Raw genomic sequence first — 21,568 nt, forward strand, 5'->3', positions numbered from 1 at the left:
GGTCCAGGCCTGGGTCCTGGATATGTCGGCTCATCGGTCCGCTTTTTTTGACGGCACGTTTTCCAGTTGCTCCGCCTCGTGCGTGTCGGGGTCGGCGGCCAGCAGCTTTTCCGTGCGTTTGTCGAGTGCGTGGGTGAAGGCGAGTTGCCCGACGCCGAAGGCAATCGCGTAGGCGATTACTTCTCGCCAACTGTCGGCGGGCTTCGCGAACGGGAGCCAGTCGGTATCGACGAGGACCAGGCCCGCCACAGCGGTCAGGGCGCCGGTCGGCAGCTTGATCATCTCTTGCCAGAACGGCAGGCTGTAGGGGTTCCAGCTGCCTCCCATCCGTTGCAGCCGGGCGATCATCGGCAGACCGGCGCCGAGCATGCCGAGTAGCATGACAACGCCGGTGTCCTGCCCGCTCGGGGCGTCTTTGCCGATGCAGTTGGTCGTTTCTTGCTCTCCGATTACATCGCACACGGGGATCGCACCGTCGACTGCGAAAGCGACGCCAACTACCACACCAAGAAGTATCGACAGCACCAACCCCGCTCGGATCAGCCGGTTACGGAAGTTCCGGCTACGGACACCCCGCTCCTCCTCGCCCCCGTATGCCGCTGCCATCAATGCGGCGAGTGCCGCCGGCAGGTCCTTCAGAGTCGACGTCTCTCTGGAAGGACTCGTCGGCGTCTCTCCGGAAGGCCTCAGAAATTGCTTGACCTGTGTCACCCGGCTGTCCCCACGGCAGACCGGCTTGGCCATCGCGAGCGCACTCGGAGCATGGCGAAGCGCCCGGTTGGGCTCGTACAGTCCCATGATGAGCACTTCGGCCTCATGCAGGCACTTGAGAGTCCCTTCGTAAAGCTCCCCGTTCCACCAACTATGGATCCGCTCCCGCAACCCTCGCTGACGACTCCCGGCACTGTCGATCGGCTTCTCCGCCCGAACGAGCAACCGCCGAGCCCCGTCACGCTGCTCGCTCCGCTTCACCCCGTCCGAGCAGTCGTCTTCCTTCTCCTCCGGACAGACAGAGGCGAGTTCGATCCGCAGAACGGACACACGGACCTTCGCGCGATGCTGCCAGGTATTGGGACGAGCGACCGGGGCGTTGAACGCGTGCCCATGGGATTCGCAGAGTGCTCGGCAGCATCCCTCGTCGTCCGGATTCTCCCAGGCATCTGAGGCGCGTCCCATTGTCTGCCTCCTCCGGTCGCGCTGGATCGGATGCGAGCCGACGGAGTTCCAGTGGAGAAGTAAATGAAGAAGCAGCAGCCTTGATCGACGAAATGCACGTTTTAGCGTGGAACCGACTCAATGCGCAAGCGGCCGCTTTTCACGTTAGACCCCGTCGCCGTCTGGCGCATCCGGACTCGCTCCGGCGCTGCGTTTGAATTCAATATTTGACGCTTCACCAGAAGTAGTTGACTGAGGGAGAATCTACCAAAAGGCAGAAGCGTTGGGTTCCAATGTCAACTTGCCTCATCGCGCCGCTCGACCATCATGGACGTGAGCGGCAAAACCGCCCTTCTCGGGTTCTTCAACTCCGGGAGGTGGTGGTCGGAATGGTTGACGTCTGATTCATATCGAAGCGCCAAGTGGTTCAGCTGCTGCAGGAGCTGGAACCTGATTTGGTCTTGTCCGCGGGTGTCGCACTCGGGAGCGCACCGGCCACAGATGGCGATGGACTGCCCGGGTGAACGCGGACTTCGCCTCGGGCTCGACGGAATCATCAAGGCAGTCGCGCCCGTCCAGGCCCTCGCAATGGTCGTGGCGATCTTCGTTTGACCACTGACGCTGCGGCCGAACACCCACCAATGACAGCCGGCGTTGGTGAGGGTCGCCGCCCGGACCGCTACTGCGCGCGGCGCGCCGACGCGCCGATGACTGCCGGGCTCCGGCAGCCCTCCTGCGTCGTCTCGCCCACGAAGGGATGTGTGCCCGCATGGCCGGCAGAACCACGAACACGAAGAAGACTGCCTCGAAGACTCCGCAACCGAAGCCCGCGTCGAAGGCGGTCTCGGCGAAGAACGGCTCGCCCACCGACGATGAACTCATTTCGTCGCTGCGGCAGTACATCCGCGTCCGGGGCCCGCACCTGCTGGAGGATCCGAACATCACCTCAGTGGGCGTCGGCCGCAAAATCACCGGCGATCAGCCGGGCGGTGAAGTGGCGTTGCAGTTCACCGTGGCGACCAAGGCTGAGCCGGAGGTGCTGGAGTCCCTGGGCACCGCGCTGATCCCGGCCACCTTCACCGTCGATGGCTTCGAGGTGCCCACCGATGTCATCGAGCGCACCTACAAGCCGAGCTTCCACATGGTGGCCGAGGTCGAGAGCCCGCTGCGCAAGAGCCGGCTGGATCCCATCCGGCCCGGGGCCAGCGTCGGCGCGGTGACGGTGTCGGCCGGCACCATCGGCTGCATCGTGTTCGACCGGGCGGACGGCACACCGTACGTGCTCAGCAACTGGCATGTGCTGCACGGGCCGTTCGGCGAGCTGGGGATCGAGGTCGTACAGCCCGGCACACGGGACGACAATCGCATCGACCGCAACCGGATGGGCGTGCTCAAGCGCTCCCACCTGGGTGTGGCCGGGGACTGCGCGGTGGCGACCATCGAGGACCGCGACTCCCTCCCGGAGATCCTCGAACTGGACGTCGCGCCCCGGACGCTGGGGGAGCCTGAGCTCGGCGACAAGGTGGTCAAGAGCGGCCGTTCCACCGGGGTCACCCATGGCATCGTCCGCCGTGTCGACACCATAGCGAAGATCAACTACGGCGGCGGAACGGGCCAGCGGACCATCGGATGCTTCGAGATCGGCCCGGACCCCGACCATCCGTCGGCGGACGGTGAGGTCAGCAGCGGCGGTGACTCCGGCGCGGTGTGGCTGTTCAAGGAGGGCGACGACCGGGTGAGCCCGGTGTTGGCCGGGTTGCACTTCGCCGGCGAGGGCACCGGTGATCCGGACGAGCACGCCCTTGCCTGCCTGTCGACATCGGTGTTCGAGAAGCTCGACATCACCCTCAGCCAGCCGGCGCCGGAGCAGCTGGAGATCATCGCCGGCTACGACGCCGACTTCCTCGGCGAGCGGGTCGAGGCCCCGGAACTGGACACCGACCTCGCGCGGGACGCCGCCCTCCTGGACGGCTCGCCGGTCATCCCGTACACGCATTTCTCCCTCACCCTGAACAAGAAGCGGCGCTTCCCGTTCTGGGTGGCCTGGAACGTCGACGGCGGCTCGCTGAAGAAGCTCAGCCGCAGCGGCATCCCCTTCGTCAAGGACCAGCGGCTGCCTGGCACGGCGCAGGTCGGCAACGAGCTGTACCAGGCCAACCGGCTTGACCGGGGGCACATCGCCCGCCGCGCCGACCTGCTCTGGGGCAGCCTGCCGGAGGCGCGCAAGGCAAACACCGACTCGTTCTTCTACACCAACATCACCCCGCAGATGGACGACTTCAACCAGAGCGCCAAGAACGGGGTGTGGGGCGCGCTGGAGGACGCCGTCTTCGCCGACGTCGACGTCGATGACCTGAGAATCAGCGTCTTCGGCGGGCCGGTCTTCCAGGACGACGACCGGGTCTACAGGGAGGTGCGCATACCCCGGGAGTTCTACAAGGTCATCGCATTCACCGAGAACGGCGAACTGAAGGCCAGAGCGTTTCTGCTCACCCAGAACCTGGACCAGCTCGAAGCGCTGGAACTGGACGAGTTCCGGGTCTTCCAGGTCACCCTCGGCGAGGTCGAGGACCGCACTCGGGTGCGCTTCCCGGCCGCCCTCCACAAGGGCGACACCCTGCATGTGCCCGAGTCCGTGGCGGACCGCCCGCCGCTGGAGACCACGGCTGACATCCAGTGGGGCTGAACCGGCCCCCCATCCAAAACCCAGATTCGCACATCACGAAGGACTGGTGCATCACCATGACCCAACCGGTTCATGAGAACGCACCCGAGTTCCTCCAGAACGCGGCGGAACCGGTACGTGACCACCTGCTCGGTGCAGCTTCTCTGCCCGACTTTCTGCACGGCGCCGGCCAGTTGTCCCTGGCGGACCGCCGACTCCTCGCCGAGCAGGCCCTGGTCCTGCTCGAGCAGAACTACGTCCATCTGCCGCTGAAGACCGCGATGCACGCCGTCAACCCGGTCCAGCGGCTGCGGTTGCTGCGCGGGCGCATGGAACGGCAGACACCGCAGACCATGCCGAGGGAGTGGCTGTTCCACGCAGAGATGTCGGAGATCTTCCACTCGGTGCGGGACCTGCACACCAACTACCTGCTGCCCGAACCCTTTAAGGGCAAGATCGCCTTCCTGCCCTTCCTGGTCGAGTCCTGCACGGAACAGGACCGCACCCGGTTCTTGGTCACCCATGTGGTGAGCGGCTTCTCGGCGCCGGGGTTCGAGCCGGGCGTCGAGATCACCCACTGGAGCGGCATCCCTATTCTGGACGCCGTCGACCTCAACGCGGCCCGGTTCGCCGGTAGTAACACAGCGGCCCGGCGCAGCCGGGGTGTGCAGTCGCTGACCGTGCGGCCGCTCGTCATCCATCTCCCGCCGCTGGAGGAGTGGGTGACGGTCAGCTACATCGACCTCGCTGGAACGGCCCGGGAAATCAGGCAGAGCTGGCAGATCGTGGAGAACCTGCCCTCGTTCGTCTCCGCCGACCGGGACACGGCCGTGTTCCAAGGCCTGGACCTCGACGGCGATGAGACCCAGCGGGCCAAGGTGCTGCTGTTCGCGCCCCGGGTCGTCGCCCAGGAGCGGGCCGCCGAGGCGGACGAACCCCTACCGGACCTCGGGGCTGGCGACATCGCCACCACCATGCCCAAGGTGTTCCGGGCCCGGGCCGTCACCACGCCGTCCGGAACGTTCGGCCACATCCGCATCTTCACGTTCAACGTCGACAGCCCCCGCACGTTCGTCGCCGAGTTCGTGCGGCTCATCCGGCAACTGCCGCAGAATGGTCTCATCGTGGACGTCCGGGACAACGGCGGAGGGCACATCCACGCCGCCGAGTTCACCCTGCAGACGCTGACGCCGCGCCGGATCAACCCCGAACCGGTGCAGTTCATCAACACCCCGCTCAATCTGCGGATCTGCCGACGGCTCCAGGGTGCTCCGGGACTGGATCTGGGCCCCTGGGTGCCGTCCATGGAACAGGCGGTCGAGACCGGCTCGGTCTACTCCGGCGCCTTCCCGATCAGCCCCGAGAACGGCGCCAACGCCATCGGGCAGCAGTACTTTGGGCCCGTCGTACTCATCACCAACGCCCGGTGCTACTCGGCCACGGACATCTTCGCGGCGGGCTTCCAGGACCACGACATCGGCCCCGTGCTCGGCACCGACGACAACACGGGCGCCGGCGGCGCCAACGTCTGGCAGCACGACCGGTTGACCGAGTTCCTGGCGGACGACCCGGGCACGCCCTACATGGCCCTGCCGAAGGGTGCCGGGATGCGGGTGTCGATACGCCGCACGCTGCGGGTCGGCCCGAACTCGGGCACGCCGGTGGAGGACCTGGGAGTCGTCCCCGACGAGCTGCATCGCATGACACGCCGCGACCTGCTGGAGAACAACACCGATCTCCTGGACCACGCGGGCCGGCTCCTGCAGGGTCTGACTCCGCACGCCGTGACGATCACTGAGGCCGCCGCCGCCGACGGCGCGCTCCATCTGAAGCTCACGGCGGAGAACGTCGATCGCGTCGACGTCTACCTCGACCAGCGCCCCCGCGCCTCCGTCGACCTCATCGGCGGGCAGGCCGACCTGCTGGTCCCTGGCGCCGCCTCGGCACACACCGCCCACCTGGAGGGTTTCGAGGTCGGCCGCCTTGTCGCGAGCACGACCAGGGGGCTGCCGTAGGCTCGTCTTCGAGGAGTTCCTTGCCGTCGACACGGAGGACGATCGGCTCCTCCTCACGAGTCATGCTGTCGGCGTGATGAAGTGAATCTTCGGCATCGCGTTCTCCCGTGGCGACGGCCGCCGTCTCCGGGGATGTTGTGGCGTGAACGATGTCGGCAGGCGTTGCTCTCGCAAGGGCGCTCTGGCGTTCATGCCGCGCAACTTACGACGGGTTGCGGCGACGCTTACGCGGCGCGGGCGTCAGGCCGGTACGCCGTCGTCGACGAGCCGATATCAACCGCGGGAACCGGGGATACGCGGTCCGTTCGATCGAACTCAACGCCGCCCGCCCTCACGATCGCCCCGTCAGAACGACGGGAAGCCATCGCAAGATCAACACATCGCCAGATCGGCTGGCCAACGCCGGGGCCGAGCCGCCCCGGCACGTCACCTGCGGCAAGTTCAACTCAAGATCACTGGTTGCCGGTTTCCAGCGTATCTTGGCCGCCCCTCCATATCGCGCCCGTCCACAGGTCTTGACAATTCCTCGACCAAGGAGAAGGCCAAGCTCTACGGCAAGGGGAAGCGTTACAAGGTCGCCGGCATCCCCGGTGTCCGTGCCCGCAGGTTCGCCAAGCTCACCGACGCCAAGCAGTGGCTCGCTCATGCTCAAACCGACGTGACGCGGCAGGAGTTCGTTGACCCGCGTGAAGGAACGATCCTGCTGTGCTCGTACGTGGAGGATCGATGGTGGCCGCCCCAGCGGTACGCCGCCACCACCCGAGATGCGGCGCGTCGACGAATATGGGGCCACGTTTTCCCGGCGCTCGGGTCGCTGCCCCTGAATGCCATCACTGCGCCGGCCCTACGGGAATGGGTTGCCCGGATGGAGGAGACTCTGTCGCCCGGGACGATCCGCCCCACCTGGGGGCATCTCTCTAGGATCCTCCAGGCCGCCGTCGAGGACGGCAGGCTGGTGAAGCATCCGATGAAGGGGAGCCGCACCGCCCGGCCGCCGGCCAAGCCTGCGCAGAAGGCGCGGGCGTGGTCGCGCGAGCAGGCGATGCGGGTGCGCGCTGGGCTCCCGGAGCAATACCGCCTCGCAGTCGACTTGAGGGTGGGGCTCGGCCTGCGCCAGGGCGAGGCATTCGGACTGTCCCCTGAGGGCCTCGACGCGGAGAACGGGGTCGTACATGTCCGGCGTCAGGCCGGCGTCAGGTCTACGGCCACCTCTTCTTTGCGCTCCCCATGGGCGGCAAGACGCGAGAAGTGGATGCGGCACCCGGCGTCCTGGCCGGCATCGAACAGCACGCGAAGCGCTGGCAGCCGGTCATGGTGAAACTCCCGTGGGAGAGCCCTCACGAACCTCAGAACGAACGGCAGCGCGTCGACTGGGCTCCGCGTGCTTACCCACTGTTCCTGGCTACCTGGCAGCGGCGCGCATGCAACCGCGACACGTGGAACAGGCATCTCTGGAAGCACGCGCTCGCCTCTGCGGGACTTATCGGCAAAGTGGACCCCGATTCCGGCGGCAGCAAGTGGGAGCCATCGCGCGAGCTCGGCTTCCATGCCCTGCGCCACACCTATGCCAGCGTCCAGCTCGAAGCTGGGGAGTCGGTCGTCTCCCTCGCTCGCTGGCTCGGGCACGCCGACCCTGGCTTTACTCTGCGTACATACACGCACTTCATGCCCGACGCAGGCACGCGAGGTCGCGCCGCCATGGATGCTTGGTTCAGCGGGGAGGCGAACTCCCTGGAAACCCTCTGACGGTCATGCGAGGGTGTGAGGGGCAAGAAACGTGCAGGTCATTGCGGGTATGGAGCGGAGTCCATGCGGTTGACGGTCTTCTGGCAGCGGATGGCGGAACACTTCGGTTCCGGGTACGCCGACACCTTCGCGCGCGACCACGTGATGGCGGAGCTCGGCGGACGCACGGTGCACGAGGCGCTGGAGTCCGGCTGGGAGGCCAAGGACGTGTGGCGTGTGGTGTGTGCCGTGATGAACGTTCCGGGGGAGAAGCGCTGACCGGTAACGAAGATCGGCGGACCGGGGCCGATTGTCGGTGGCGTGGGCGAGACTTGCTCCGTGGCACGCACTGACGAGACCGGGGAGATCACCCGGCACGGGTCCCCGTTCGGCACGACGCCGCCCGATCCGCCCCAGGGCGGGGGCGACGCCGGGGCGAACGCACGCATGCCGCGCTGGCTGCCGCGCGCTCTGGTGCTCGCTCTGGCGCTCGTCGGCGTGTTCCAGCTGGGCAGCTGGGCCTTTCACCAGCTCACCGGACTGCTGGTCAACATCCTCATCGCCTTCTTCCTGGCCCTCGCCATCGAGCCCGCGGTGAGCTGGATGGCCTCGCGCGGCCTGCGCCGGGGACTGGCCACCGCCCTTGTCTTCCTCGCCGTGATCATCGTGTCCGCCGGGTTCGTGACCTTGCTGGGGTCCATGCTCGCGGGCCAGATCATCAAGATTGTCGAGGATTTCCCGAACTATCTCGACTCCGTCATCAACTGGATCAACGCGCACTTCCACACCGAGCTGCGCCGCGTCGACGTCCAGGAGGGGCTGCTCAAGTCCGACTGGCTGCGCAACTACGTGCAGAACAGCGCCACCGGCGTCCTGGACGTGTCCGCCCAGGTCCTCGGCGGTCTCTTCCAACTGCTGACGATCACGCTGTTCTCGTTCTACTTCGCCGCCGACGGCCCCCGCCTGCGCCGCGCACTGTGCTCCGTACTGCCGCCCGCCCGGCAGGCAGAGGTGCTGCGGGCCTGGGAGATCGCCGTCATCAAGACCGGCGGCTATCTGTACTCGCGCGGTCTGATGGCGCTCATCTCCGGCATCGCCCACTACGTCCTGCTGGAGTTCCTGGATGTGCCGTACGCGCCCGTGCTCGCGGTGTGGGTCGGTCTGGTGTCGCAGTTCATCCCCACCATCGGCACGTATCTCGCGGGCGCCCTGCCGATGCTGATCGCGTTCACGGTCGACCCCTGGTACGCGCTGTGGGTGCTGATCTTCGTCGTGGTCTACCAGCAGTTCGAGAACTACGTCCTGCAGCCGAAGCTGACCGCCAGGACCGTCGACATCCACCCCGCGGTCGCGTTCGGCTCGGTCATCGCGGGCACCGCGCTCCTAGGAGCGGTGGGCGCGCTGATCGCCATCCCGGCCGTCGCCACGTTGCAGGCGTTCCTGGGGGCCTATGTGAAGCGCTACGACGTCACCGACGATCCCCGCGTCCACGGCCACCGGGAGCGGGGGCGGGGGTTGTTCGCACGCGCGCGTGAGCTGTGGATACGTCCGCCGGAACAGCCCGGGAAGACGCCCCCGGAGGGGACCCGGGGGTCCGGAATCTCGAGGGACGGGGCGGAGTGACCTCGGTCGGGCGGGCCTGCCGGGTGTGATGCGGGAGAGCGTCGTCCGAGTCATGAGGCAGAAGGCGTGCGTCCCAGGGCGGCGGCCAGGAGGAGCGCCGCGATGGCGGTGAGCGCCGTGCCCGGCCAGCCGACCGTGTCCAGCAGCGGCGCCGCGAGGGCCGTGCCGAGGGCGCCGACGGTGAAGTAGAGCACCAGATAGACGCTGCTGAGGCTGCCCGAGCGGTGGGGGTCGAGGGCGATGACGCGGCTCTGGTTGGCGGCCTGGGCGGCGAAGCAGCCGGCGTCGAACAGGGCGAGCCCGAGGGCCGTGGCCGGCGGGCTGTCCAGGCCCGTGGCGAGCAGGGCCGTGCCCGCGGCGGCGGTCAGCATGCAGGCGGTGATCACGGTCCGGGGCGTGTAGCGGTCGGTGAGGCGTCCGGTGATGGGGAGCGCGGCGAAACCGAGGAGTCCGGCCAGGCTGTACAGGCCGATCGCGGTGGGGTCCAAGGAGTGGGGCGGCCGGGCCAGCGTGAGGGCGAGGGCGACCCATATGAGGTTGAAGGCGAAGTACCACAGGCCACCGGTGACCACGGCACGACGCAGTTGCGGGTGGTGGCGCAGGAGCGGGGGAAGCGAGGCGAGGGCCGTGCGGTAGCCGCGGTCCGGCCGGGGCCGTCGCCCGGGCAGGAGGGTGAGAGCGGCGATCGCGCCGAGCAGGGCGATGGCGGCGAAGACGAGGAGCATCCGGCGCCATCCGACGATGTCGGCGAGTGCCCCTCCCGCGAGACGGCTGAGCAGGATGCCTGCCGACATGCCGGCGGCCACGGTGGCGACGCCCCTCCCACGGCGTCCGGGCGAGGCATGCCGGCCCGCGATGTTGCCGGCCTGCGCGGCGACGCCGGCGGAGGCGCCGATGAGCAGGTAGGCGGCCAGCAGCGGGACCGGGCCGGTCGCCGACGCGGCGAGGACCAGGGCGGCGGCCAGCGTGCCGAGCTGCGCGGTGACCAGGCGGCCCGGGGCGAAGCGGTCGGTGAGGGGCAGCAGGAAGGCGAAGCCGAACATGCAGCCGACCAGGGCGGCGGTGGGGACGAGGCCGATCACCGAGGCGGGGACGTCCAGGTCGGCGGCCACGGCGGTGAGCGCGGGCTGGATGGCGTAATTGTTCGCGATCGCCGTACCGGCTATGCAGGCGAGGAGGACCGTCCCGCCCCGGGGAAGCACCTGGCTCACGGCTGGGCGCCGCGGGTGAGGACTACGGCGTAGCGGCACGCGGTGTCGGTGGTGTTGGCGAAGACGCGGTCGCTGGGCTCCCCGAGCTCGATGGTGTCGCCCGCGTCGAGTTCGTGGACCGTGGCGCCGTCGTGGAAGGTCAGACGGCCCTCGAGGACCCAGACGACCTGCCGGACGAAGGCGAAGGCCGCCGCCGGATACGGGACGCGGGCGCCGGCGGGCAGGCGGATCTCGGCGATCTCCGCGGGGAAGTGGGCGCTGGTGATCTGGCGACGGCGGTAACCGGTGGCGGGGTCGCGCCACTCGGCCGCCTCGGCCCGGCGGCGCACCTCCCCGAGTCCCTCCGTCTCGTCGCGCGTTCCTTCGGCGAGGGCGAGCAGGGAGGAGACGCTGAGCTGGAAGGCGGCCGACAGCTTGCCGAGGACGACGGCGGTGGGGCTGCTCTCACCGCGCTCGATCCTGCTGATCATCGCCTGCGAGACACCGGAGGCATCCGCGAGCCGGGCCAGCGTCCAGCGGCGCCGCTCCCGTTCGGTGCGGATACGGGATGCGATCTGCCCCACCAGAGGATCTACTATGTTGGACATGGATCCAATATACGAGAGAGAGCGGGCGGTCGTGACAGTGCGTCCGGCCGACTCCGGCGACGTGGAGGTCATCCGCGCGATCCGCAATCACGCGATCGAGCACTCGACGGCCCTGTGGACCCAGACCCCGCAGTCCCCCGCCAGGCCGTGACCTGGCTGGCCGCCCACCTGGAGCGCGGCTCGGCCTTCGTGGCCGAGGCTCACGGTGAGGTGGCCGGTTTCGCGGTCTACGGGCCGTGGCGGGAACTGGAGGGCTATCGCCACACGGTGGAGGACTCGGTCTACGTCCGCGAGGGCCGGCACGGACTCGGTATCGGCTCCGCACTCCTCGCCGCGCTCATCGCCGCCGCGCGCGAGGCGGGCCACCATGTCGTCATCGCCGGCATCGAGTCGGAGAACGCCTCGTCGATCCGGCTGCACGAGCGATTCGGGTTCCAGTGCGTCGGCGTGATCCCGGAGGTGGGCACGAAGTTCGGCCGGTGGCTCGATCTGACGCTCATGAGGCTGGCGTTGAGCTGAGTCCGAGGCCGGCGTCGAGCTGAGTCGGCGGGCCCGTCGAGGCGTGCGCGAGGCCGGTCGGGGTGTCTCCGGGCTCGGTCGTGGTGTGTGTGAGCCCGGTCGCGGCGTGTGTCCACAGGTGCCGCGTGGTGCGCTTGACACGAAAATCGAACATCCATTCTCATGGAAGTGCCGGCGAGGCGCTCGGCGGGCATTTCGCCACGGTTTCGACGGGGAAGGGCCCGAGTTGTCCACAGGCCGGACGGGCGTCGGGGCGCATTGTCAGTGGCAGGCGTTAGCGTCTTTGACGTGAAGCGATCGACTCAAGCAAACCGGGTGGAACCCATGGCAGGAACCGACCGCGAGAAGGCCCTGGATGCCGCACTCGCACAGATTGAACGGCAATTCGGCAAGGGCGCGGTCATGCGCATGGGCGAGCGGTCGATGGAGCCCATCGAGGTCATCTCGACCGGGTCGACCGCGCTCGACGTGGCTCTCGGCGTCGGCGGCCTGCCGCGCGGCCGCGTCGTGGAGATCTACGGACCGGAGTCCTCCGGTAAGACCACGCTGACCCTGCACGCGGTGGCCAACGCCCAGAAGGCCGGCGGCCAGGTCGCGTTCGTGGACGCGGAGCACGCCCTCGACCCCGAGTACGCCAAGAAGCTCGGCGTCGACATCGACAACCTGATCCTCTCCCAGCCCGACAACGGCGAGCAGGCCCTGGAGATCGTGGACATGCTGGTCCGCTCCGGCGCCCTCGACCTCATCGTCATCGACTCCGTCGCCGCGCTCGTCCCGCGCGCGGAGATCGAGGGCGAGATGGGTGACAGCCACGTCGGTCTCCAGGCCCGTCTGATGAGCCAGGCGCTGCGGAAGATCACCAGTGCGCTCAACCAGTCCAAGACCACCGCGATCTTCATCAACCAGCTCCGCGAGAAGATCGGCGTGATGTTCGGCTCCCCGGAGACCACGACCGGTGGCCGGGCGCTGAAGTTCTACGCCTCGGTGCGTATCGACATCCGTCGCATCGAGACCCTGAAGGACGGCACGGAGGCGGTCGGTAACCGCACCCGCTGCAAGGTCGTCAAGAACAAGGTCGCGCCGCCCTTCAAGCAGGCCGAGTTCGACATCCTCTACGGCCAGGGCATCAGCCGCGAGGGCGGTCTGATCGACATGGGCGTGGAGCACGGCTTCGTGCGCAAGGCCGGCGCCTGGTACACGTACGAGGGCGACCAGCTCGGCCAGGGCAAGGAGAACGCGCGCAACTTCCTCAAGGACAACCCCGACCTGGCCAACGAGATCGAGAAGAAGATCAAGGAGAAGCTGGGCGTCGGGGTTCGGCCCGAGGAGCCGGCCGCCGAGCCGGGCGCGGACGCCGCGGTCTCCGCCACCTCGGGCGACACCGCGAAGACGGTGCCGGCGCCGGCTGCGACCAAGGCTGCCAAGACCAAGGCCGCGACCGCCAAGAGCTGATCAGTACTGTGTCCGATTCAAAGGCGTGGCGAACCGACTGGGCCGAGTACACCGCCTGTCCGAACCCCCCGCGGGGGCGGGGGAGAGGCGGCGACGAGGGCTCCTCCGGTACGGGCGGACACACCGCCGGAGGAGGCACGGCCCATGACGCGGACGGGGGGAACGACGGCACGGCGCCGTACGGCGCGAGTGGCTCTCACGGCACTGGCGATGCGTACGGCACGAGCGACTCGTATGGCGCGGGTGGCTCCTACGGGGGATACGGCGATCACGGCGACGAGTCGGGCCCGGCGTACGGCGCCGGTGCCTCCGGTGGCGGCTCGCGTCGTGGCCGTGGTGGGACTCGGGGCTCGGACGGCCCACGGGGGCGTCGTCGACGCGGTCGTACCGAGTCGTCCGGTGAGGACGGAGGTGCCTCTTCCTCGTCGAGGGCCGAGGAGAGGACGCCCCCAGCGGACCCGGTGGAGCAGGCGCGGGCGATCTGTCTGCGCCTGCTCACCGGGACCCCGCGCACGCGGAAGCAACTCGCGGACGCCCTGCGCAAGCGGGAGATCCCGGACGACGCCGCCGAGGAGGTGCTGTCGAGGTTCGAGGAGGTCGGCCTCATCAACGACAGCGCATTCGCGGACGCCTGGGTGGAATCCCGGCACCACGGCCGAGGGCTGGCGCGGCGCGCGCTCGCCCAGGAACTGCGCACCAAGGGCGTCGACTCCACACTGATCGACGCGGCCGTCTCCCAGCTCGACTCCGAGCAGGAAGAGGCGACCGCCCGCGAACTCGTCGACCGCAAGCTCCGCTCCACGCGGGGCCTCGACCGCGACAAACGCCTGCGCCGCCTCGCGGGGATGCTCGCCCGCAAGGGCTATCCCGAGGGCATGGCCCTGCGAGTGGTCCGGCAGGCACTGGAGGAAGAGGGTGAGGACACGGAGTTCCTGGGGGACGAGGGCTTCTGATCGTCACTCCCCGCCCGCCCGCTGACAGACCGACCGAGCCGCAGGATCCCGGTCCCGAGCACGGTGGACGCGCGGGGACGCCCATCGCGTTCCGGGCCGGGATCACATGTGGTGGTGTGCAGGTGTGACCGGCGGTACGGCGACCGGTCAGGGGTGAGCGATCTCGGGCTGAGCCAGTGGTCAAGAGGCGTGTACGGCTCGGGTCGATGGAGGCGGGCCCACTTCCGTCGTCACCGGCAGCCCCTCCGCCCGCCAGGCCTGGAATCCGCCGACCAGATCGGTGGCCCGGCGCAGCCCCAGCCGCCGTAGCGACTCGACCGCGAGGCTCGACGCGTATCCCTCGTTGCAGATCACCACGACTCGCAGGTCGTGACTCGTCGCCTCGGGGGCGCGATGGCTCCCCTGAGGGTCGAGCCGCCACTCCAGTTCGTTGCGTTCGACGACCAGGGCACCTGGGATGAGGCCGTCCCGCTCGCGCAGGGCCGCGTACCGGATGTCGACCAGCAGGGCCTCGCCGCCCTGGGCGGCCTCATACGCGTCCCGGGGCTTGATCCGTTCGTAGCCGGCGCGCACCCGCTCCAGGAACTCGTCGATGCCGACCGGCGGCTCAGCCGCGCCGGCGCCACTCACTGGCGATCGGAAGCTCCTGACGGCCTGCCGCTCGCCCTCACCGCTCACGTCGTCGCCCCTCAACTCCGACTCCCCAACGGGCCGTTCACCCACTCCATGCACCACAGACTCGCCTCCCGCCCCGCTCACTGCCAGTCCTCCGGACGTTCCACCTGCTCCAGGCGCAGGATCGGTCCGCTGCGGCTGAAGCGGCGCATCTGTGGCAGGGGCGGGTAGTAGGCGTGGACGGAGATCGCGTGCAGGTCGGTGGACTCGTTGAGGACCTCGTGCACATGGTGGCGACCGAAGGAACGGCCCTTGCCGGCCGGCAGACGGCGTGAGCGGTCCACGTCGTCGGCCAGTTCCAGGGTCTTCCAGCCGTCGGCCGGCAGGCGGACGGCGAGGGAGTGCTCCCTGAGCTCACCGGCCGCCGTCACGAAGGCCCCGACCGAGTCGGCGTGGTCGTGCCAGCCGGTGCCGGTCCCGGGCGGCCAGCCGATCAGCCAGGCTTCGCTGCCGCCCGGGCCTTCGAGCCGTACCCAGGTGCGGCCCTCGGGATCGAGCGGGAGCGAGGCGATCAGTTCGGCGTCTGCGGCGGTGCGTCGTACGAAGTCGAGGAGTTCTGCCTGCGTCGGGGAGGAGTGCGGGGCAGGGTTCGGGGTGGAGTGGGGAGCGCGATCCGAAGCGGAGTTCGGCGTGGCAACCGGCTCGTAAGCGCCGACGACGGCGGGAGAGACAGACACGGGCACCGTCCTGGAGAGAGTTCGCGAAGAGCCCGCTACGGCACCGGCCGAGGGCGCGGCACGTGCGGGAAGAAGAAGGGGGATGCGAATTCAGCAGGACGGGCGACACACGCAGCCCGCATAGCGGACGAGGTCCATATGGACCCTCCGCCACAGGCGCACACAAGTGTCGGTCACGATCCGGAGTACACCATGCCGGTGCGGGCCGGTCAACTCACTGTCACTATGCGGACCGCACAGTGACGGTGAGTGCCGTTTTCCGGCGTGATCGGTGCCGCGGGTGATCACCTGCTGCCCGGATGCCTACCTGATTCCGTTCGGTGGGTGGTGGGTGGTGGGTGGTGCGTGGCGGGTGGCGGGTGGCGGGCCGTGGGCGGCGGGCGGCGGTCTCCGGGCGATCGGCCGCGGGAGGCAGCACCTGGGCGACGATGGATCACGGAGGCAGCATGCAGGACGGCCGTGCCTGCGGACGGCCGTGCCTGCGGACGGCCGTGCCTGCGGACGGCCGTGCCTGCGGACGGTCAGGCCTGCCGGACGGCCAGGCCTCCGACGAGCGGGCCCGCGACCGACAAGCCTCGGACGGACAAGCCTCGGACGGACAAGCCTCGACCAGACGAGGCTCGGATGGAAAAGGCTCGGACGGACCGGCCTCGGGCAGTAGAACCCGGACGGTCGGGCCCCCGGACGACGGCCGGCCTCAGCGTGAGCCGGCCGCCGCGCTCGCCTCCTCCGCGCTCGCCTCCTCCGCGCCCGCCGTGATCGGTCCGCCCAGTGCTGTCTCGGCCGCCGTGTACAGGTCGGCGGGCCGTACGCCGCTCAGCGCCGTCACCAGATGACCGTCGGGCCGCACCAGCAGGACGGTGTGCGCGGCCGCGCCCGGATAGCTCTCGGCGACGAGCAGCTCGGCCGGATACGGCAGTGCCGTCACCGCGGCCGCCAGCCGGGGCATGATCCCGGCGGTCGCCCAGTGCTTGCGCTCCCACACCCCCGTGCCCGGCGCGATCAGCAGGACCAGCATGGCACCGCGCCCGAGCCGGTCCCGCAGCTGGACGAAGGAGCCGTCCTCCGCGGTGACCCGTACATCCGCGACCGGCGCACCGCGCGGCGTGTTGACCGGGACCTCGCCCTCCAGTTGCTCGGGCGCGAGCGGCGACTCGGCGTAGTTGCCGGGCGAACCGATCGCTCCCTGCCCCAGGTGGCCGTCCGTCAGCAGGGTGTCCAGGCCCCGGGCGGAGCCGCGGACGTACGAGCGCAGCCCGCTGCCCGAGCGCAGCAGCGGCAGCGCCTGGTCGGCGGCGCGCAGCCGGGCGGCGACGACCGCGCGCCGCTCGGTCTGGTAGCTGTCGAGCAGCGCCTCGCGCGGGCCGTGGTGCCAGGCCGACGCCAGCTTCCAGGCGAGGTTGTCGGCGTCACGCAGACCCTCGTCCAGGCCGTGTGTGCCGAGTGTGCCGAGGCAGTGCGCCGCGTCCCCGGCGATGAAGACGCGGCCCACGCGCCAGCGGCGTGCCAGGCGGTGGTGGACCGTGTGAACCCCGGTGTCGAGGAGCTCGTACGACGGTGTCGGTCCCTCGGACCAGCCGGCCAGCGTCTCGCGGACGTGCCCCACGAGCAGCTCGGGTGTGACCAGGTCCTTGCCCGGCGGCAGCAGCCAGTCCAGGCGCCACACCCCCTCCGGGAGCGGTCGTCCGGTGACCTCCCCGCCCGAGGCTCCGGACGTCCGCCACGGCGGCATCCGATGGAGCAACGCCTGGCCCTCCCAGGGAAGTTCCACGCGCAGCGCGGCCACGGCGTGTCGTTCAACCGCCGTACGGCCGGGAAAGCGGATGTCCATGAGTTTGCGGACGGTGGAGCGCGGGCCGTCGCAGCCGACCACGTAACTTCCGCGCCACCAGGTGCCCTTCGGGCCGCGCGTGTGGACCGTGACGCCCGAGGTCTCCTGCTCGATGGCGTCCAGGCGGCTTTCCACGGCGATCTTGACCAGCGGCTCGCTGGCGAGTGCCGTACGCAGGGCGCCGGTCAGGACGTGCTGGGCGATGTGCAGGGGAGCGGGGTTCGGGACGCCGAGGTTCTCGGGGTCTTCCGCGGCGTCGTCGAACGTGACCTCGCGCATCACCTGCTTGCGCCGCATCGACCGCCATCCGGCCCAGCGGGTCCCGGCCTCCCCGAGCGGCACGCCGGCCAGACGTTCGATGAGGGCGGTGGTGTCCTCGCGCAGCACGACAGAGCGAGCGAGGCGGGGTTCGTCCTTGCCGGGGCCCTCGTCGAGGACGACACAGGGCACTTCCTGGCGGGCCAGTGCCAGGGCGAGCGTGAGCCCGACGGGCCCCGCTCCGACGATGATCACCGGGTCCACGGCGCGGCGCCCCCTGCCCGCAGCGGTGTCCCCAGGAACGCGAGTGAACAGAAAGTTGGAGCAGGGTGCACGATCACAGAACGTATGCAACCCATTGCCGGTGCTTGCGTCAAGTGACGGAGGGCAGTGGCGATCATGCCACTGCCCTCCGTGTGCTCAAGCGATGTGACCAGGGGTCAGATCGACCCTCCGGCGCCGGTCCCGAAGCTGCCACCCGTTGCCGCCGGGTTCAGCTCCTCCATGTCCTCGGCGCTGAGCACCGCACCCGTGCCCCGCTTGCTGCGCCGCAGCCGCTTCTCCAGCCAGCTGGCGAAGCTGGTGAGGATGAAGTTGAGGACGATGTAGATGATCGCCACGACGACGAAGCTGGGGATGACGTTGGCGTAGAAGGCGGCCAGCGTCCCACGCGCGTTGAGCAACTCGGTGAACCCGATCATCACGCCGCCCAGCGCGGTGTCCTTCACGATGACCACGAGCTGGCTGACGATGGCCGGCAGCATGGCGGTGACGGCCTGCGGCAGCAGGATGCTCCGCATCGTCTGGCCCTTGCGCAGCCCGATCGCCATGGCGGCCTCCGACTGCCCCTTGGGCAGGGAGAGGATGCCGGCACGTACGACCTCGGCGAGAACGGACGCGTTGTAGAGCACCAGGCCGGTGACGACCGCGTACAGAGGCCGCTGCTCGCTGCTGACGTCCGTCCAGCGGTTGTAGAACTCGTTCGCGAACAGCATCAGCAGCAGGACGGGGATCGCCCGGAAGAACTCGACGACCCAGGCGGCCGGAAGCCGCACCCACCGGTGGTCGGACATGCGCGCGATACCGAAGAACGCGCCCAGGGGAAGAGCTATCACCATGGCCAGAGCCGCGGCTTTCAGCGTGTCGGCAAGGCCCGGCAGCAGATACGTCGTCCAGGCCTGCGACTCGGTGAACGGCTTCCACAGGGCCCACTCCAGCTGGCCCTTCTCGTCCATCTTGTCCCAGACGAACCACGCGAGCAGGGCGAGCAGTGCGAAGAAGACCACCGAGATGACCACATTGCGCCGCTTGGCGCGGGGGCCCGGGGAGTCGTAGAGAACGGAGCTCATCGCTTCACCGCCAGTCGCTTGCTCAGCCAGCCGAGGAAGAGGCCGGTGGGCAGGGTCAGCACCACGAAACCGAAGGCGAAGACCGCGCCGATGAGCACCGTCTCAGCCTCGTTCTCGATCATTGTCTTCATCAGGTAGGCGGCCTCGGCCACGCCGATCGCGGCCGCCACGGTGGTGTTCTTCGTCAGGGCGATCAACACATTGGCCAGCGGGCCGATGACCGAGCGGAGGGCCTGCGGCAGGATGATCAGCCGGAGGGTCTGACTGAAGGTCAGGCCGATGGCGCGGGCCGCCTCGGCCTGGCCCATCGGCACGGTGTTGATGCCGGAGCGGATCGCCTCGCAGACGAAGGCCGCGGTGTAGGCGACGAAACCGAGGATCGCCAGGCGGAAGCCCCGGACGCCGAAGTCGGAGGCGCCCATCGTCACACCGAAGATGTCGGCGAGACCGAGCGAGGTGAAGATGATGATGACCGTCAGGGGGATGTTCCGGACGATGTTCACATAGGCCGTGCCGAACCCGCGCATGAGCGGGACCGGGCTGACCCGCATCGCCGCCAGGAGAGTGCCAAGGATCATGGAGCCGATGGCGGAGAAGAACGTGAGCTTCACCGTCATCCAGAAGGCACCCAACAGGGTCGGGTCGTTGTAGTCAGAAAGAAAATCGAACACGATCTCCCGCGCTTCCGGGTGGGTGGCGTACGTGGATAGCGCGGCGCGCCGCCGCCCTGATCGCGGTGGACGGCGGCGCGCCGGTGGACCCTTGCGCTACTGGACGATGTTGCCGATCTTCGGCGCGGGCTCGTTCTTGTAGTTGGCCGGACCGAAGTTGTCCTGGACGGCCTTGTCCCAGGCGCCGTCCTTGACCATCTTCTCCAGGGCGGCGTTGACCTTGTCCACGGTCTCGGTGTCGCCCTTCTTCACTCCGATGCCGTAGTTCTCGTTGCTGAGCTTGAGGCCGGCGAGCTTGAACTTGCCCTTGTACTGCTCCTGCGCGGCGTAGCCGGCGAGGATCGAGTCGTCGGTGGTCAGGGCGTCCACGGAACCGCTCTGGAGGCCGGCGATGCACTCCGAGTAGCCGCCGGTCTCCTTCAGGTTGGCCTTCGGCGCGAAGTCGTTCTTGACGTTCTGCGCCGAGGTGGAACCGGTGACCGAGCACAGGTTCTTGCCGTTGAGGTCGGTGGCCTCGGTGATGTCCGAGTCGGTCTTGATCAGCAGGTCCTGGTGGGCCAGCAGGTACGGGCCGGCGAAGTCGACCTTCTCCTTGCGCTCGTCGGTGATCGAGTAGGTCGCCGCGATGAGCTTCACGTCGCCACGGGCGAGCGCGTTCTCGCGGTCGGCGCTCTTCGTCTCGATGAACTCGATCTGGTCGGGCTCGTAGCCGAGTTCCTTCGCCACGTACGTCGCCACGTCCACGTCGAAGCCGGAGAAGCCGTTCGGCTCCTTCAGCCCCAGACCCGGCTGGTCGTACTTGATGCCGATCTTGATCTTGTCGCCGCCACCGGAACCCGACCCGCCGTCGCTGTCGCCGTCGCCACCACAGGCCGTGGCGGTGATGGAGAGGACGAGGGCGGCGGCAGCCGCGGCGGAGACCTTGCGGAGCTTCATGGTGAACATCCTTTGTGTGGAGAAGAGATGCGTGCCGCCGGAAGCGGCGGGGTGACGCAGGTCGTCGGCTGTTAGACGCAGTCCGTCAGTGGTGACGCAGTCCGTCGGTGGTGACGCAGTCCGTCAGTGGTGACGCAGTCCGTCAGTGGTGCGGGTGCGCACTCCGTCGGTGGAGCGGGTGCGCACTCCGTCGGTGGAGCGGGTGCGCACTCCGTCGGTGGTGCGGGATCCCTCAGTGGTGAAGGATCTTGGACAGGAAGTCCTTCGCGCGGTCGCTGCGCGGATTGCTGAAGAACTGGTCCGGTACGGCTTCCTCGACGATCTTGCCGTCCGCCATGAAGACCACCCGGTTGGCGGCCGAACGGGCGAAGCCCATCTCGTGGGTGACGACGATCATGGTCATGCCATCGCGAGCGAGTTGCTGCATGACCTCCAGGACCTCATTGATCATCTCCGGGTCGAGAGCCGAGGTCGGCTCGTCGAAGAGCATGACCTTGGGGTCCATGGCCAGAGCCCGGGCGATGGCCACACGCTGCTGCTGGCCACCGGAGAGCTGTGCGGGGTATTTGTCCGCCTGGGTACCCACACCCACGCGGTCCAACAGGGCGCGGGCCTTCTCCTCGGCCTTCTTCTTGTCCGTCTTGCGGACCTTGATCTGCCCCAGCATCACGTTCTCGAGCACGGTCTTGTGCGCGAAGAGGTTGAAGGACTGGAAGACCATCCCGACGTCGGCACGCAGCCGGGCCAGCTCCTTGCCTTCCTGGGGAAGGGGCTTGCCGTCGATGGCGATCGCACCGGAGTCGATCGTCTCGAGGCGGTTGATGGTGCGGCACAGGGTGGACTTCCCGGACCCGGAGGGTCCGATGACCACGACCACCTCACCCCGGGCGATCGTCAGATCGATGTCCTGCAGCACGTGCAACGCGCCGAAGTGCTTGTTGACGTTCTTCAGGACGACCAGGTCGCCGGTCGCGGCCACATCTTCCTTGGCCACCGATACTTCGGTCATCGCTCTCAGGCTCCGTCCTCCTCGGTTTCGGAGGACCTTAATAACCGTATCCGACCTGCGTCATTAGTTCTGAGGGGAATCTGAGCATCACGATCCGATAGCAATCGGACACCTGTCGTAGCACTTGCCACCTGGGCGCGTACCGGCTGGATAACGGAAGCCGCCCGCAACCGGAACCCTCTTGACGGCGTCCTCGTCCATCAGCGTGACTCTCATGGTGCACGCGCGCGTGCACACGCACTGTGTATCTGTCCGAA

At 68.5% G+C, this 21,568-nt stretch carries 21 protein-coding genes; 10 read left to right on the top strand and 11 right to left on the bottom strand.

Annotated elements, in window-relative coordinates; translation table 11 throughout:
• Positions 1-30: 30 nt before the first annotated feature.
• Entirely contained in the window at positions 31-1,176 is a 1,146-nt protein-coding gene (locus AC3ETA_RS34635; protein ID WP_432196855.1) for a hypothetical protein, read from the bottom strand.
• Between the two features lie 748 nt (positions 1,177-1,924).
• Between AC3ETA_RS34635 and AC3ETA_RS34640 the strand changes: the two genes are divergently transcribed.
• The 6 genes from AC3ETA_RS34640 to AC3ETA_RS34665 all read left to right on the top strand — a co-directional run bounded on the left by AC3ETA_RS34640 (position 1,925) and on the right by AC3ETA_RS34665 (position 9,183).
• Entirely contained in the window at positions 1,925-3,841 is a 1,917-nt protein-coding gene (locus AC3ETA_RS34640) for a DNA/RNA non-specific endonuclease (protein WP_432196856.1), read from the top strand.
• A gap of 56 nt (positions 3,842-3,897) precedes the next feature.
• Complete coding sequence (locus AC3ETA_RS34645; RefSeq protein WP_432196857.1) at positions 3,898-5,835, top strand: S41 family peptidase; 1,938 nt, start codon at positions 3,898-3,900, stop codon at positions 5,833-5,835.
• A 190-nt stretch (positions 5,836-6,025) separates the two neighbouring features.
• The gene (locus AC3ETA_RS34650; protein ID WP_432196901.1) at positions 6,026-7,153 is read left to right on the top strand and encodes a site-specific integrase; all 1,128 of its coding nucleotides are present in this window, start codon (positions 6,026-6,028) and stop codon (positions 7,151-7,153) included.
• Positions 7,063-7,581, top strand: coding sequence for a site-specific integrase (locus AC3ETA_RS34655; protein WP_432196858.1), 519 nt, complete (start codon positions 7,063-7,065; stop codon positions 7,579-7,581). Before AC3ETA_RS34650 ends, AC3ETA_RS34655 begins: the two co-directional genes overlap by 91 nt.
• A gap of 63 nt (positions 7,582-7,644) precedes the next feature.
• Positions 7,645-7,839: a DUF3046 domain-containing protein gene (locus AC3ETA_RS34660; protein ID WP_030946683.1), complete on the top strand. Its 195-nt coding sequence runs from the start codon at positions 7,645-7,647 to the stop codon at positions 7,837-7,839.
• A gap of 60 nt (positions 7,840-7,899) precedes the next feature.
• A complete protein-coding gene (locus tag AC3ETA_RS34665; RefSeq protein WP_432196859.1) occupies positions 7,900-9,183 on the top strand; it encodes an AI-2E family transporter in 1,284 nt (427 codons plus the stop codon).
• A 50-nt stretch (positions 9,184-9,233) separates the two neighbouring features.
• Here AC3ETA_RS34665 and AC3ETA_RS34670 read toward each other — a convergent pair whose 3' ends face one another.
• Positions 9,234-10,394 (bottom strand): MFS transporter, encoded by a 1,161-nt coding sequence (locus tag AC3ETA_RS34670; RefSeq protein ID WP_432196860.1) that lies wholly within the window; start codon positions 10,392-10,394, stop codon positions 9,234-9,236.
• Entirely contained in the window at positions 10,391-10,981 is a 591-nt protein-coding gene (locus tag AC3ETA_RS34675) for a helix-turn-helix domain-containing protein (protein WP_432196861.1), read from the bottom strand. Before AC3ETA_RS34675 ends, AC3ETA_RS34670 begins: the two co-directional genes overlap by 4 nt.
• Between AC3ETA_RS34675 and AC3ETA_RS34680 the strand changes: the two genes are divergently transcribed.
• The 4 genes from AC3ETA_RS34680 to recX all read left to right on the top strand — a co-directional run bounded on the left by AC3ETA_RS34680 (position 10,980) and on the right by recX (position 13,905).
• Entirely contained in the window at positions 10,980-11,132 is a 153-nt protein-coding gene (locus AC3ETA_RS34680; protein ID WP_432196862.1) for a hypothetical protein, read from the top strand. The two genes, AC3ETA_RS34675 and AC3ETA_RS34680, sit on opposite strands and share 2 nt — an antisense overlap.
• Entirely contained in the window at positions 11,129-11,500 is a 372-nt protein-coding gene (locus AC3ETA_RS34685) for a GNAT family N-acetyltransferase (protein ID WP_432196863.1), read from the top strand. The genes AC3ETA_RS34680 and AC3ETA_RS34685 overlap by 4 nt, the downstream gene beginning before the upstream one ends.
• A 324-nt stretch (positions 11,501-11,824) precedes the next feature.
• Entirely contained in the window at positions 11,825-12,952 is a 1,128-nt protein-coding gene (gene recA, locus AC3ETA_RS34690) for a recombinase RecA (protein ID WP_432196864.1), read from the top strand.
• Between the two features lie 8 nt (positions 12,953-12,960).
• Positions 12,961-13,905, top strand: coding sequence for a recombination regulator RecX (gene recX, locus AC3ETA_RS34695; protein ID WP_432196865.1), 945 nt, complete (start codon positions 12,961-12,963; stop codon positions 13,903-13,905).
• A gap of 180 nt (positions 13,906-14,085) precedes the next feature.
• Here recX and AC3ETA_RS34700 read toward each other — a convergent pair whose 3' ends face one another.
• The 8 genes from AC3ETA_RS34700 to AC3ETA_RS34735 all read right to left on the bottom strand — a co-directional run bounded on the left by AC3ETA_RS34700 (position 14,086) and on the right by AC3ETA_RS34735 (position 21,311).
• Complete coding sequence (locus AC3ETA_RS34700) at positions 14,086-14,535, bottom strand: rhodanese-like domain-containing protein (protein ID WP_432196866.1); 450 nt, start codon at positions 14,533-14,535, stop codon at positions 14,086-14,088.
• Positions 14,536-14,660: 125 nt separating this feature from the next.
• A complete protein-coding gene (locus tag AC3ETA_RS34705; RefSeq protein WP_432196867.1) occupies positions 14,661-15,257 on the bottom strand; it encodes a cupin domain-containing protein in 597 nt (198 codons plus the stop codon).
• 90 nt (positions 15,258-15,347) lie between these two features.
• Positions 15,348-15,545, bottom strand: coding sequence for a putative leader peptide (locus AC3ETA_RS34710; RefSeq protein ID WP_432196868.1), 198 nt, complete (start codon positions 15,543-15,545; stop codon positions 15,348-15,350).
• 409 nt (positions 15,546-15,954) lie between these two features.
• Complete coding sequence (locus AC3ETA_RS34715) at positions 15,955-17,610, bottom strand: FAD-dependent monooxygenase (RefSeq protein WP_432196869.1); 1,656 nt, start codon at positions 17,608-17,610, stop codon at positions 15,955-15,957.
• A 176-nt stretch (positions 17,611-17,786) separates the two neighbouring features.
• Positions 17,787-18,695, bottom strand: a complete 909-nt coding sequence (locus AC3ETA_RS34720) for an amino acid ABC transporter permease (protein ID WP_432196870.1) — start codon at positions 18,693-18,695, stop codon at positions 17,787-17,789.
• On the bottom strand, positions 18,692-19,366 hold the full coding sequence (locus AC3ETA_RS34725) for an amino acid ABC transporter permease (protein ID WP_125528945.1): 675 nt from the start codon (positions 19,364-19,366) through the stop codon (positions 18,692-18,694). Before AC3ETA_RS34725 ends, AC3ETA_RS34720 begins: the two co-directional genes overlap by 4 nt.
• Before the next feature lie 96 nt (positions 19,367-19,462).
• Positions 19,463-20,302 carry a glutamate ABC transporter substrate-binding protein gene (locus AC3ETA_RS34730; RefSeq protein WP_432196871.1) on the bottom strand — a complete coding sequence of 280 codons (840 nt, stop codon included), beginning with the start codon at positions 20,300-20,302 and terminating at the stop codon, positions 19,463-19,465.
• A gap of 232 nt (positions 20,303-20,534) precedes the next feature.
• A complete protein-coding gene (locus AC3ETA_RS34735; protein WP_393521583.1) occupies positions 20,535-21,311 on the bottom strand; it encodes an amino acid ABC transporter ATP-binding protein in 777 nt (258 codons plus the stop codon).
• Positions 21,312-21,568: the final 257 nt, after the last annotated feature.

This window comes from Streptomyces sp. bgisy027 (assembly GCF_057710365.1).